A 12,344-nucleotide genomic window follows, 5' to 3' on the forward strand; every position below is an offset into this window, starting at 1 on the left:
TCCTTTGTCGTGACGATTGGAGCAAGGTGCGGGCGCTGCCCGTCACACCCACTCGCGCGGCACGAGAAAATCGCTGTAAAGACGCGCTTCCGGCGTGCCCGGTTCGGGCTGCCAGTTGTAGCGCCAGTTCACCACAGGCGGCATCGACATCAGGATCGATTCCGTGCGTCCACCGCTCTGCAGCCCGAACAGTGTGCCACGGTCGAAGACCAGATTGAACTCGACGTAGCGCCCGCGCCGGTATGCCTGGAAATCGCGCTCGGCTTGACCGTACGGAATGTTGCGGCGCTTTTCGATGATGGGCAGGTACGCTTTGAGGAACCCGTCGCCCACACTCTTGAGCATCGCGAACGATTGATCGAAGCCCGGCGCCGAGAAATCGTCGAAGAAAATCCCGCCGATGCCGCGCGGCTCGTTGCGGTGCTTGAGGAAGAAATACTCGTCGCACCAGCGCTTGAAACTCGGGTACAGGTCCGCGCCGTAAGGCTGCAGCGCGTCGCGGCAGGTGCGATGGAAATGCTGCGCGTCTTCCTCGTAGCCGTAGTACGGCGTCAGATCCATGCCGCCGCCGAACCAGAAGACCGGTTCTTCGCCGGCCTTGGTCGCGACCAGCAGACGCACGTTCATATGCACGGTCGGGCAGTGCGGATTGTGCGGGTGCAGCACGAGCGATACGCCCATTGCTTCGAAACCCCGGCCGGCCAGTTGCGGCCGCGCAGCGCTCGCCGAACCCGGCAACGCGTCGCCCGCGACGTCTGAGAAACCAATGCCGGCGCGCTCGAAGAAGTTGCCGCCTTCCAGAATCCGTGTGCAGCCGCCGCCGCGCAGCTTCTCGCCGGGGGCGCGCTGCCATGTGTCGGTGGCGAACGGCGTGCCGTCGAACGCGCCGAGCGTGTCCGCGATCTGCGTTTGCAGGCCTTGCAGCCAGCTGCGCACGGCCTGTGCGTCGTAGCTCGATTCGGTCATGAATGCAGATGCTGAGGGCGGCACGCTCGTCGTGCCGCGGGTTCGTCGTGAAGGGCGTTGGCCGGGCCCGCGTCAGGTCGGAACCTGCGAAGGCGCGCCTGACGTTTTTTCGCGCCCGGCGAAATGCTCCCGGCTTCGTTCACCCGCATGAGCCTGGATCGGCCCGCATGGTGCGGTGGGCGCCGGTGTCGCTGCTAAAACCCGCCGCGAAAACCCGCAGTGTAGCGCTGTTGGCGCCGCACGCGGGCGAGCGGGGTAATGGCCTGGTGCGGCGCAGTGCGGCTTAGTGCTTGCCTTCGGTCTTGGCGTCGTGCTTGCGGTTCAACGCACGGTAGCCGATGTCGCGCCGGTACTGCATGCCGTCGAACGAGATCTGGTTGATCGTTTCGTACGCGACCGACTGCGCGCTGCGCACCGAATCCGCCAGGCCGACCACGCACAGCACGCGGCCGCCCGAGGTGGTCAGCTTGCCGTCCGTCAACGTGGTGCCGGCGTGGAATGTGACCGAATCCGCGGTTTCAGCCGGAATGTCGTTAATGCGGTCACCCTTGCGCGGCGTATCCGGATAGTTGTACGCGGCGAGCACCACGCCGAGCGCGGTGCGGCGATCCCATTCCAGCTCGACCGTATCGAGCGTGCCGGCGATTGCCTGCTCGACCACCTTCGAATAGTCGCCCTTCAGACGCGCCATGATCGGCTGCGTTTCGGGGTCGCCCATGCGGCAGTTGAATTCGAGCGTTTTCGGGTTGCCTTGCGCGTCGATCATCAGACCGGCGTACAGGAAGCCGGTATAGCGGATGCCTTCCTTCTCCATGCCGCGCACCGTCGGCAGGATGATTTCGCGCATCACGCGGGCGTGCAGTTGCGGCGTGACGATCGGCGCGGGCGAGTAGGCGCCCATGCCGCCCGTGTTCGGGCCCTGGTCGCCGTCGAGCAGACGCTTGTGATCCTGGCTCGAAGCGAGCGGCAGCACGTGCTTGCCGTCCACCATCACGATGAAGCTCGCTTCCTCGCCGGCGAGGAATTCCTCGATCACGACACGCGCGCCGGCGTCGCCGAGCTTGTTGTCCGACAGCATCATGTCCACTGCGGCGTGCGCTTCTTCCAGCGTTTGCGCGACCACCACGCCCTTGCCTGCGGCGAGGCCGTCGGCCTTGATGACGATCGGCGCGCCCTTGGCGTCCAGATACGCATGCGCGGCGGCGACGTCGGCGAAGGTTTCGTATTCGGCGGTCGGAATCGCGTGGCGCTTCATGAACGCCTTGGCGAAGTCTTTCGAGCTTTCGAGCTGCGCGGCTTCTTTGGTCGGCCCGAAAATCTTCAAACCGCGCGAGCGGAACAGATTGACGATGCCGGCCGCGAGCGGCGCTTCCGGCCCGACCAGCGTGAAGGCGATCTGTTCTTTCTCGACGAAATCGGCAAGCGCGGCCGGATCCGTGATGTCGATGTTGCGCAGACGCTCGTCCTGGGCGGTGCCGCCGTTGCCAGGAGCCACGTAGACGAGCTGGACCCGCGGCGATTGCGCGAGCTTCCATGCGAGCGCATGTTCGCGACCGCCGGAACCGACGACGAGTAACTTCATGTGAATCCCCGAGACTTAAAAACCATAAACGGCTGACGCAACATGCTCAGCCGTGCAATGACAACGAGGTTCGCATTGGGCCCGCAGCCAGTAGCGGCGCAGGGCACGGTGCGAAGCCGGGTGGAAGCGCGGTGCGTAAGTCGCACTCACGCGCTTCGGCGCTTCAGCAACGACGCGAGGGCCGGCGGCGTGGCGCGGTTCGACAGGAACCGCTGCACTGCGCGCCGCCGGGGCACGCTCATTCGTCGGCGATCGCGGCGTTTGTATAGACTTCCTGCACGTCGTCCAGATTCTCCAGCGCGTCGAGCAGCTTCTGCATTTTCACGGCGTCTTCGCCGGTGAACTCGACTTCCGTCTGAGGTTTCATCGTCACCTCGGCCAGTTCGGCCTTAAAGCCGGCGGCTTCGAGCGCGGACTTCACCTTCGGGAAATCGTTCGGCGGGCACAGCACCTCGATACTGCCGTCTTCATTCGTGACGACGTCGTCAGCGCCGGCTTCGAGCGCGGCTTCCATCAGCTTGTCTTCCGGCGTGCCGGGCGCGAACAGGAACTGGCCAACGTGATCGAACATGAACGACACCGAGCCGTCCGTGCCCATGTTGCCGCCGTTCTTCGAGAACGCGTGACGCACTTCCGCCACGGTACGCGTGCGGTTGTCAGTCATGGTGTCCACGATCACCGCCGCGCCGCCAATGCCGTAGCCTTCGTAGCGGATTTCCTCGTAGCTTGCGCCGTCCACGCCGCCCACGCCACGCTGGATCGCGCGGTTGACGTTATCTTTGGGCATGTTGGCGTCGTACGCCTTTTCGACGGCGAGCCGCAGACGCGGGTTCGAGTCGATGTCGCCGCCGCCCATGCGCGCCGCGACCTGAATTTCCTTGATGAGCCGCGTCCAGACCTTGCCGCGCTTGGCGTCGGCCGCTGCTTTCTTATGCTTGATGTTGGCCCATTTCGAATGACCCGCCATACCTTTCTCCGTCGCGCGCGCCAGTGGGGCGCACGCAGTGTGCAATTGTCGTTGCGATGTCGGGCGCTGACGCCTTCTGCGTTTGTGCGCCGCGATGTCAATCCGCCCGGTGCTTAACTGTCCGGGTCAACCATTCGTGGCTACCCGTCTCGCGCCTCGCCACGCCCGGCCGGACCCGGCTAGCGGGACCGCAGGTCGGCAGCGCGGTTGGGACAGGGCGATCTGGCCAGACCCCACGCGACAAATGCCGCGCCGGCCTGCCGGGCCCCGCGAAAGGCGCGGTGCGCCAGGCGGTGGTGCAAGTTGAGCGGCTCTTTGAGCGGATTCGAATTTTATCACGCCGCAAGGGTGCGGCAGAGGGCGAGATAGCCGCAAACGACGCGAAAAGTGCGCGGCGGCGGCCTTGGCCGCACGCCGTCGTGCGCTTTTCAGGCCGCTTTCAGTTCTAGTTCTTCGTGCCGAACAGGCGGTCGCCGGCGTCGCCGAGACCCGGGACGATATAGGCGTGCTCGTTCAGATGCGAATCGAGCGAGGCGACATACAGCTTGACGTCCGGGTGGGCGTCCTGGAACACCTGCACGCCTTCGGGCGCGGCAACCAGCGCGAGGAACAGGATGTTTTCGCCCGCCACGTTGCGGCGCTTGAGCACGTCGACCGCGTGCACGGCGGAATAGCCGGTCGCGACCATCGGATCGCACAGAATGAACACGCGATCTTCGAGGTCGGGCAGGCGCACCAGATATTCGACAGGGCGATGGTCTTCAGCGCGATACACGCCGATGTGGCCCACCCGCGCCGACGGCACCAGTTCCAGCAGGCCGTCCGACATGCCGATGCCGGCGCGCAGCACCGGCACGATCGCCAGCTTCTTGCCGGCGATCACCGGCGCGTCGATCTCGACGAGCGGCGTGGTCAGGCGGCGCGTGGTCATGGGCAGGTTGCGGGTGATTTCGTAGCCCATCAGCAGCGTGATTTCACGCAGCAGTTCGCGGAACGTGCGGGTCGAGGTGTCCCGGTCGCGCATATGCGACAGCTTGTGCTGGATCAGCGGGTGATCGAGGATGAAGAGATTGGGGAAACGGCTGTCCTGAGTCATGGCGGGGGCGCAAGCGGCGGCTAGAGGGATCGGTTCGGCGCGCCGCATGGCCGGGGGACCGGCTGGCGGACGCGCTACGGCGCAAGTTTACCGAAAGAGTGCGCTCCGAAGATACCGGAGATTGCAGCGAGCCGGCACAGTCCGGCACCGATTCTTCTAGAATCGGGGGAAACTTCGCCACGGGAGCCCACCGGACTTGGCGCTTCGGGCGAGACTCACGAGCGGGGAAAAGCCGAGGCCGCCCGGCGCTTTCTCACGACGCACAACTTCACGAGGTGAATACAGATGGACATGGGAATCGCAGGACGCACCGCGCTGGTCTGCGCGGCCAGCAAGGGACTCGGCCGCGGCTGCGCGGAAGCGCTCGCCGCCGAGGGCGTCAATCTGACGATCGTCGCGCGCACCGCCGAGACGCTCGAAGCCACCGCGGCGGAGATCCGCCAGCAAAGCGGCGTGGAAGTGAAGACGGTGGCCTGCGACATCACCACGCCCGAAGGCCGCGCCGCGGCGCTCGCCGCCTGTCCGCAGCCGGACATTCTGGTGAATAACGCGGGTGGTCCGCCGCCGGGCGACTTCCGCAACTTCACGCATGAAGACTGGATCCGCGCGCTGGAGAGCAACATGCTCACGCCAATCGAGCTGATTCGCGCAACCATCGACTCGATGAGCGAGCGCGGCTATGGGCGTATCGTCAATATCACGAGTTCCGCGGTGAAGGCGCCGATCGACGTGCTCGGGTTATCCAACGGCGCGCGGTCGGGGCTGACCGGCTTCGTCGCGGGCCTCGCGCGCAAGGTCGCGCCCACCGGTGTGACCATCAACAACCTGCTGCCGGGAATTTTCGACACCGACCGCATTGCCGTGACCTTCGCGGCGCAGGCCAAGTCGCAAAACATTTCCGTCGACGACGCCCGCAAGCAGCGCATGAAGACGATCCCCGCCGGCCGTTTCGGCAACCGCGACGAATTCGGCCGCGCCTGTGCGTTCCTGTGCAGCGTGCATGCCGGCTACATTACCGGGCAGAACTGGCTGATCGACGGCGGCGCTTATCCGGGCACGTTCTGATCGGCAGTTGCGGCAGTTCCATCATCACTACAACAACGACAATCACAACGGTTTCAGGAGTCTTACGTCATGACCACCCGTATCGCGCTGATCGCGCACGATCATAAGAAAGACGACATCGTCAAACTGGCCGGCGAATACGTCGATACGCTCAGGCGTTGCAACATCGTGGCGACCGGCACGACCGGCGGGCGCATCGCCGACGCGCATGGCCTCGCGGTCGAGCGGATGCTGTCCGGCCCGCACGGCGGCGACCTGCAGATCGGCGCGCAACTCGCGGAAGGACGCGTGGACATGGTGATCTTCCTGCGCGACCCCATGACACCGCAGCCGCACGAGCCGGACATCAACGCCCTGGTGCGCGCGTGCGACGTGCACAACATTCCGTGCGCGACCAACATTTCGACCGCGCGCATGGTGCTCGATTCGCTGACCTTGCGCCTCACGCAACAGGTCTGAGATCAGCGGCATTGCACACGCGGCACGCTCCAATTCCAACCCAACCCCAAGGAGACATGATGGTCAAAGCAATCCGATTCGATAAAACCGGCGGCCCGGAGGTCATGAAGTGGGTCGACGTCGAAGTCGGCGAGCCGGGCGCGGGCGAGATCCGCGTCAAACAGACGGCGGTTGGACTCAACTATATCGACGTGTACTTCCGCACGGGCCTGTATCCGTTGCCGTTGCCAGGCGGTCTCGGCATGGAGGCGGCCGGCGAGGTGACGGCGCTCGGCGCGGGCGTGACCGGCCTCGAGGTGGGCGATCGCATTGCCTACGTGGCGCGTCCGCCCGGCGCGTACACGCAGGAGCGCGTGCTGCAGGCCGCGCAGGTCGTGAAGGTGCCCGATGCCCTGAGCGACGAGCAGGCCGCCTCGGTGATGCTGCAAGGCCTGACCGCGCAATATCTCCTGCGTCGCACGTATCCGGTGAAGGCCGGCGACACGATCCTGATTCAGGCCGCGGCGGGCGGCGTCGGCCTGCTGGTGTGCCAATGGGCGAAGGCGCTCGGAGCAACGGTGATCGGCACGGTCGGCTCGGATGAAAAAGCGCAGATCGCCACGGCGCACGGCTGTGACCACGCGATTGTCTATACGCGCGAGAATTTCACCAAGCGCGTGCGCGAGATCACCAACGGCGCGGGCGTGCCGGTGGTGTACGACTCGATCGGTAAAGACACGTTTGCGGGCTCGCTCGATTGCCTCGCGCCGCTCGGCATGTTCGTGAGCTTCGGCAACGCGTCGGGGCCGTTGCCGCCGATCGACTCTTCTGAATTCGCCGGGCGTGGTTCGCTGTTCTTTACGCGTCCGACGCTCTTCACCTATATCGCCAAACGCAGCGACTACGAGGCGATGTCCGCCGAGCTGTTCGACATGCTGGTGTCGGGCAAGGTGAAGACGAGCATCAATCAGCGTTACGCGCTGGCGGATGTCGGAAAAGCGCACGCGGATCTCGAAGGACGCCGCACCACGGGCTCGACGGTTCTGCTGCCGTGAGGCGTCGCGGCATAAACTTGCCGTCAGCCCTATAAAAACCGCGCGATCCTCGAAGTCGCGCTCGACGCACTGGAAAAGCCGGCACGTCACGCCGTAAACCCATGCCAGGCATGCACAAGGCCGTTCCGTCTTGCGATGGAACGGCCTTTCCCGTTTACGCGATTTTTATACACGCCCTCCCATCTTTGACCAGCCCTTTACGCGGTTCGGCATAACGTTGCACCCATCCAAAGTCCGTGTAATGGAGAACAAAAATGGATGTGCTGTATGTCGGGGGCCTGGTGCTGTTCGCCGCACTGACCTTTGCGTTAATTGCCGGCTGCGAGAAGTTGATGCAGTTCCGCCGTGGTCAGGGAGCGCGCTCATGAGCTGGATTCTCTGGTTGTCCGGTGCGGCGACCGCGCTGCTGTTCGTCTACCTGGTCTATGCGCTGCTGCGCGCGGAGGACATTGAATGAACTCCAACAATGTCCTGCAAGCGGGCCTGTTCATCGTCGTGCTGCTGGCAGCCGCGGTGCCGATGGCCCGTTATCTGAGCGCCGTGATGGACGGCAGCTCGCGCGTGGTGCGCCTCGGCGGTCCCGTCGAACGCTTGCTGTATCGCATCGCGGGCGTCGATCCTTCCACGGAAATGAGCTGGAAGCACTACGCGATCGCCACGATCGCGTTCAACACGCTCGGCGTGGCGTTTCTCTATGTACTGTTGCGCGTGCAAGGCTGGCTGCCGGGCAACCCGCAACAGTTCGGCCCGATGACGGTGGACGGCGCGTTCAACACGGCAGTCAGTTTCGTAACCAACACGAACTGGCAGGATTACACGCCGGAACAAACCGTCGGCTATCTCACGCAAATGCTCGGTTTCACCGTGCAGAACTTCTTCTCGGCCGCCACCGGCATCGTGGTGGTGATCGCGTTGATTCGCGGCTTTGCGCGCCACACCGCGCAAACCATCGGCAATTTCTGGGTCGACCTGACGCGCGTGACGCTCTACGTGCTGCTGCCCATGTCGGCGATCATCGCGGCGCTGTTGATGAGCCAAGGCGTGATCCAGAACTTCAAGTCGTATGAAGACGTGCCGACCTTGCAGACCACCACCTATGCCGCGCCGAAGCTCGACGCACAAGGCAATCCGGTGAAGGACGCGAAGGGCAATCCGGTGACGGTCGATACGCCGGTGAAGACGCAAACGCTCGCCATGGGTCCGGTTGCATCGCAGGAAGCGATCAAGATGCTGGGCACTAACGGCGGCGGCTTCTTTAACGGCAACTCGGCGCATCCGTTTGAAAACCCGACGCCGTTCTCGAACTTCCTGCAGATCTTCTCGATCCTGCTCATCCCGGCGGCGCTGGCGCTGGTGTTCGGTCGCATGATCGCGGACCGCCGGCAAGGCGTGGCCGTGCTCGCCGCCATGACGATCGCTTTCGCGGTTTGCGTGTTCGGCGAAATCAGCGCGGAGCAGACCGGCAATCCGGCCATCGCCGCATTGCACGTCGATCAGTCGGCCAATGCGTTGCAGTCGGGCGGCAATGCGGAAGGCAAGGAAACGCGCTTCGGTATCGCGCAGTCGGGCATCTTCACGGTTGCGACCACTGCGGCTTCGTGCGGCGCGGTCGCCAACACGCACGATTCGCTCACCCCGATCGGCGGCCTGTATCCGATGCTGCTGATGCAACTGGGCGAAGTGATCTTCGGCGGCGTGGGTTCCGGTATGTACGGGATGCTCGTGTTCGCGCTGCTGGCCGTGTTCGTGGCGGGCCTGATGATCGGCCGCACGCCGGAATACGTCGGCAAGAAGATCGAAGCGTATGAGATGAAGATGGTGTCGATCGTTGTGCTGCTCACGCCGCTGCTGGTGCTGGTGGGCACCTCGATCGCGGTGTTGAGCGACGCGGGCAAGGCCGGCATTCTCAACCCCGGCGCGCACGGTTTCTCTGAAATCCTCTACGCGTTCAGCTCGGCCGCCAACAACAACGGCAGTGCGTTCGCGGGTCTCACCGTGGGCACGCCGTTCTACAACTGGCTCACGGCGATTGCGATGTGGTTCGGCCGCTTCGGCACGATCGTTCCGGTGCTCGCGATTGCCGGCTCGCTCGCCGCGAAAAAGCGCATCGGCGTGACCGGCGGCACGCTGCCCACGCATGGACCGCTGTTCGTCGTGCTGCTGCTCGGCACGGTGCTGCTGGTCGGCGCACTGACTTATGTGCCTGCGCTCGCGCTGGGTCCTGGTGTCGAACATCTGATGATGATGGGCGCCCATTGAGACCCGCGATGAAAACGAGTGATCACGCGCAAACGGGAAATTCGAGGATTCAATGACTGAACATAATGCAACCAGGTCCATGTTCGACCCGGCGCTGGTGCGCCCGGCGATCGTGGATTCCTTCAAGAAGCTCACGCCGCGCACGCAGTTCCGCAATCCGGTGATGTTCTGCGTGTACGTAGGTAGCATTCTCACGACCATTCTCTGGATCGCCGCGCTCGGCGGCCAGGCGGAGGCGCCCGCGGGCTTCATTCTCGCGGTCACCTTGTGGCTGTGGTTCACGGTGCTGTTCGCCAACTTCGCGGAAGCGCTCGCCGAAGGCCGTTCGAAGGCCCAGGCGGCGTCGCTGCGCAGCGCGAAGAAAGACGTGATGGCCAAGAAGTTGAACGAGCCGCATCCGAAGTCGCCGATCCGCATTGTGACGGCTTCCGACCTGCGCAAGGGCGACGTCGTGCTGGTCGAAACCGGCGACGTGATTCCGGCCGACGGTGAAGTGGTCGAAGGTGTCGCTTCGGTCGACGAATCGGCGATCACGGGCGAATCCGCACCGGTGATCCGCGAGTCGGGCGGCGACTTTTCGTCGGTGACGGGCGGCACGCGCGTGCTGTCGGACTGGATCGTGGTGCGCGTCACGGCGAACCCGGGCGAGGCGTTCCTCGACCGCATGATCGCGATGGTGGAAGGCGCGAAGCGTCAGAAGACGCCGAACGAAATCGCGCTGACCATTTTGCTGGTCGCGTTGACGATCGTCATGCTGTTGGCCACCGCCACGCTGCTGCCGTTCTCGATGTTCTCGGTCGAAGCCGCAAAGGCAGGCCACGTGGTGACGATCACCGCGCTGGTCGCGCTGCTTGTGTGTCTGATTCCGACCACCATCGGCGGGCTGTTGTCCGCGATCGGCGTGGCCGGCATGAGCCGCATGATGCAGGCGAATGTGATCGCCACCTCGGGCCGCGCGGTGGAAGCCGCCGGCGACGTCGACGTGCTGCTGCTCGACAAAACCGGCACCATCACGCTCGGCAATCGCCAGGCGTCGCAATTCGTGCCCGCGCCGGGCTTGACGGAAGAAGCGCTCGCGGATGCGGCGCAACTCTCGTCGCTCGCCGACGAAACGCCGGAAGGCCGCAGTATCGTCGTGCTGGCGAAACAGCGCTTCAATATCCGTCAACGCGATATGGCGTCGCTGCATGCCGTGTTCCTCGCGTTCACCGCGCAAACGCGCATGAGCGGCGTCGATCTGCCCGGCCGTGAAATCCGCAAGGGCGCGGCCGACGCGGTGAAGAACTATGTCGAAGCCAACGGCGGACGTTTCCCGAATGAAGTCAGCAACGCGGTCGCCGAAGTGGCGCGCCGCGGCAGCACGCCGCTCGTGGTCGCCGAGAAGGGCGAGCAGGGCGCGCGCGTGCTCGGCGTGATCGAGTTGAAGGACGTGGTGAAGGGCGGCATCAAGGAACGTTTCGCCGAACTGCGCAAGATGGGTATCAAGACCATCATGGTGACGGGCGACAACCGCTTGACCGCCGCCGCGATCGCCGCTGAAGCGGGCGTCGACGATTTCCTCGCCGAAGCCACGCCGGAAGCGAAGCTCTCCACGATCCGCGCGCACCAGGCCGAAGGCCGCCTCGTCGCGATGACAGGCGACGGCACCAACGACGCTCCGGCGCTCGCGCAGGCCGACGTCGCGGTGGCGATGAACACCGGCACGCAGGCCGCGAAGGAAGCGGGCAACATGGTCGACCTCGATTCGAATCCGACCAAGCTGATCGAGATCGTCGAGATCGGCAAGCAGATGCTGATGACGCGCGGCTCGCTCACCACGTTCTCGATCGCCAACGACGTCGCCAAATACTTCGCGATCATTCCGGCCGCGTTCGCCACGACCTATCCGGCACTGAACGCGCTGAACGTGATGCATCTGGCCACGCCGGCTTCGGCGATCATGTCGGCGGTGATCTTCAACGCGCTGATCATCGTGCTGCTCATTCCGCTGGCGCTCAAGGGCGTGCGTTATCGCGCGCTGGGTGCGGCGATCCTGCTGCGCCGCAATCTGCTGATTTACGGTTTGGGCGGGATCATCGTGCCGTTCATTGGCATCAAGCTGATCGATATGGTGCTGGCCGCGTTCGGTTGGGTCTGAGCGCTAGTCGCTAGTTCAAGAGGAATCATTCATCATGAAAAATCTGTTCCGTCCGTTGATCGTGATTTTCGCGGTGCTCACCGCTGTCACGGGGCTGGCTTATCCGGCGGTGATGACCGCTGTCGGTCAGGCGGCCTTCCACGATCAGGCCAACGGCAGCATGCTCGAACAGGACGGCAAGGCGGTCGGCTCGAAGCTGATCGGCCAGCAGTTCGACGCGCCGCAGTACTTCTGGGGCCGTCTGTCGGCCACCAGCCCGATGCCGTACAACGCGCAGGGTTCGAGCGGCTCGAATCTCGGCCCGACCAACCCGGCCTTGCTCGACGAAATCAAAGGCCGCATCGACGCGCTGAAAGCCGCCGGCACGGATATGTCCAAGCCGGTGCCGGTCGATCTGGTGACGTCGTCGGGCAGCGGTCTCGATCCTGAGATCAGCCCTGCTGCGGCGGCTTATCAGATCGAGCGCGTCGCCAAGGCTCGCAAGCTCGCGCCGAACGACGTGCAGGCGCTGGTGGACCGTTATACGAGCGGCCGTCAGTTCGGCATTCTGGGCGAGCCGCGCGTGAACGTGCTGCAACTGAACCTCGCGCTGGACGAGATGAAGCGCGGCTGAGCCTCTGAGGCGCAGCGTTTCGCAAAGGCGGCGTCCTCGCGACTCCGCCTTTGGCTTTTGACGGCGCGGCGTAGCGCGCATGATGGCGATGCGGCATGAGCGTAGCCGCGGCGCGAAGCGATCTGCTCTGGCCGCCATGAGCGGCCCCCGCCATTTGCGGCCGCGC

At 64.5% G+C, this 12,344-nt stretch carries 12 protein-coding genes; 8 read left to right on the top strand and 4 right to left on the bottom strand.

What is annotated here, in order from left to right; translation table 11 throughout:
• Positions 1-42: 42 nt before the first annotated feature.
• The 4 genes from hemF to upp form a co-directional block, all read right to left on the bottom strand.
• Entirely contained in the window at positions 43-966 is a 924-nt protein-coding gene (hemF, locus tag P0D71_RS30825) for an oxygen-dependent coproporphyrinogen oxidase (RefSeq protein ID WP_408483398.1), read from the bottom strand.
• Between the two features lie 283 nt (positions 967-1,249).
• Positions 1,250-2,548: a phosphoribosylamine--glycine ligase gene (gene purD / locus P0D71_RS30830; RefSeq protein WP_408183421.1), complete on the bottom strand. Its 1,299-nt coding sequence runs from the start codon at positions 2,546-2,548 to the stop codon at positions 1,250-1,252.
• A gap of 238 nt (positions 2,549-2,786) precedes the next feature.
• A complete protein-coding gene (locus P0D71_RS30835; RefSeq protein ID WP_091795956.1) occupies positions 2,787-3,515 on the bottom strand; it encodes a YebC/PmpR family DNA-binding transcriptional regulator in 729 nt (242 codons plus the stop codon).
• Positions 3,516-3,960: 445 nt separating this feature from the next.
• Positions 3,961-4,611 carry a uracil phosphoribosyltransferase gene (gene upp, locus P0D71_RS30840; protein WP_011487457.1) on the bottom strand — a complete coding sequence of 217 codons (651 nt, stop codon included), beginning with the start codon at positions 4,609-4,611 and terminating at the stop codon, positions 3,961-3,963.
• 285 nt (positions 4,612-4,896) lie between these two features.
• Here upp and P0D71_RS30845 point away from each other — a divergent pair, with 285 nt between their 5' ends.
• The 8 genes from P0D71_RS30845 to kdpC all read left to right on the top strand — a co-directional run bounded on the left by P0D71_RS30845 (position 4,897) and on the right by kdpC (position 12,178).
• Positions 4,897-5,676, top strand: coding sequence for an SDR family oxidoreductase (locus P0D71_RS30845; RefSeq protein WP_091795954.1), 780 nt, complete (start codon positions 4,897-4,899; stop codon positions 5,674-5,676).
• A gap of 69 nt (positions 5,677-5,745) precedes the next feature.
• Complete coding sequence (locus P0D71_RS30850) at positions 5,746-6,135, top strand: methylglyoxal synthase (protein ID WP_091795951.1); 390 nt, start codon at positions 5,746-5,748, stop codon at positions 6,133-6,135.
• A 59-nt stretch (positions 6,136-6,194) separates the two neighbouring features.
• Positions 6,195-7,169, top strand: coding sequence for a quinone oxidoreductase family protein (locus P0D71_RS30855; RefSeq protein WP_408183564.1), 975 nt, complete (start codon positions 6,195-6,197; stop codon positions 7,167-7,169).
• 254 nt (positions 7,170-7,423) lie between these two features.
• Positions 7,424-7,537, top strand: a complete 114-nt coding sequence (locus P0D71_RS30860; protein ID WP_007175652.1) for a hypothetical protein — start codon at positions 7,424-7,426, stop codon at positions 7,535-7,537.
• Complete coding sequence (gene kdpF, locus P0D71_RS30865; protein WP_091795945.1) at positions 7,534-7,626, top strand: K(+)-transporting ATPase subunit F; 93 nt, start codon at positions 7,534-7,536, stop codon at positions 7,624-7,626. The genes P0D71_RS30860 and kdpF overlap by 4 nt, the downstream gene beginning before the upstream one ends.
• On the top strand, positions 7,623-9,428 hold the full coding sequence (kdpA, locus tag P0D71_RS30870) for a potassium-transporting ATPase subunit KdpA (protein WP_408183430.1): 1,806 nt from the start codon (positions 7,623-7,625) through the stop codon (positions 9,426-9,428). The genes kdpF and kdpA overlap by 4 nt, the downstream gene beginning before the upstream one ends.
• Before the next feature lie 52 nt (positions 9,429-9,480).
• Positions 9,481-11,565 (top strand): potassium-transporting ATPase subunit KdpB, encoded by a 2,085-nt coding sequence (gene kdpB / locus P0D71_RS30875; RefSeq protein ID WP_091795941.1) that lies wholly within the window; start codon positions 9,481-9,483, stop codon positions 11,563-11,565.
• A 34-nt stretch (positions 11,566-11,599) separates the two neighbouring features.
• Positions 11,600-12,178, top strand: a complete 579-nt coding sequence (gene kdpC, locus P0D71_RS30880; protein ID WP_408483399.1) for a potassium-transporting ATPase subunit KdpC — start codon at positions 11,600-11,602, stop codon at positions 12,176-12,178.
• Positions 12,179-12,344: the final 166 nt, after the last annotated feature.

The sequence above is a fragment of the Paraburkholderia sp. RL17-383-BIF-A genome, from assembly GCF_046028015.1.
Lineage (GTDB): Bacteria > Pseudomonadota > Gammaproteobacteria > Burkholderiales > Burkholderiaceae > Paraburkholderia.

Excerpts from the sequence above, each read along its gene's own strand:
- kdpB (WP_091795941.1), top strand. The coding sequence starts at position 9,481 with ATGACTGAACATAATGCAACCAGGTCCATGTTCGACCCGGCGCTGGTG.
- kdpA (WP_408183430.1), top strand. The coding sequence starts at position 7,623 with ATGAACTCCAACAATGTCCTGCAAGCGGGCCTGTTCATCGTCGTGCTG.
- P0D71_RS30845 (WP_091795954.1), top strand. The coding sequence starts at position 4,897 with ATGGACATGGGAATCGCAGGACGCACCGCGCTGGTCTGCGCGGCCAGC.
- kdpF (WP_091795945.1), top strand. The coding sequence starts at position 7,534 with ATGAGCTGGATTCTCTGGTTGTCCGGTGCGGCGACCGCGCTGCTGTTC.
- P0D71_RS30850 (WP_091795951.1), top strand. The coding sequence starts at position 5,746 with ATGACCACCCGTATCGCGCTGATCGCGCACGATCATAAGAAAGACGAC.
- purD (WP_408183421.1), bottom strand. The coding sequence starts at position 2,548 with ATGAAGTTACTCGTCGTCGGTTCCGGCGGTCGCGAACATGCGCTCGCA.
- P0D71_RS30855 (WP_408183564.1), top strand. The coding sequence starts at position 6,195 with ATGGTCAAAGCAATCCGATTCGATAAAACCGGCGGCCCGGAGGTCATG.
- P0D71_RS30835 (WP_091795956.1), bottom strand. The coding sequence starts at position 3,515 with ATGGCGGGTCATTCGAAATGGGCCAACATCAAGCATAAGAAAGCAGCG.
- upp (WP_011487457.1), bottom strand. The coding sequence starts at position 4,611 with ATGACTCAGGACAGCCGTTTCCCCAATCTCTTCATCCTCGATCACCCG.
- hemF (WP_408483398.1), bottom strand. The coding sequence starts at position 966 with ATGACCGAATCGAGCTACGACGCACAGGCCGTGCGCAGCTGGCTGCAA.
- P0D71_RS30860 (WP_007175652.1), top strand. The coding sequence starts at position 7,424 with ATGGATGTGCTGTATGTCGGGGGCCTGGTGCTGTTCGCCGCACTGACC.
- kdpC (WP_408483399.1), top strand. The coding sequence starts at position 11,600 with ATGAAAAATCTGTTCCGTCCGTTGATCGTGATTTTCGCGGTGCTCACC.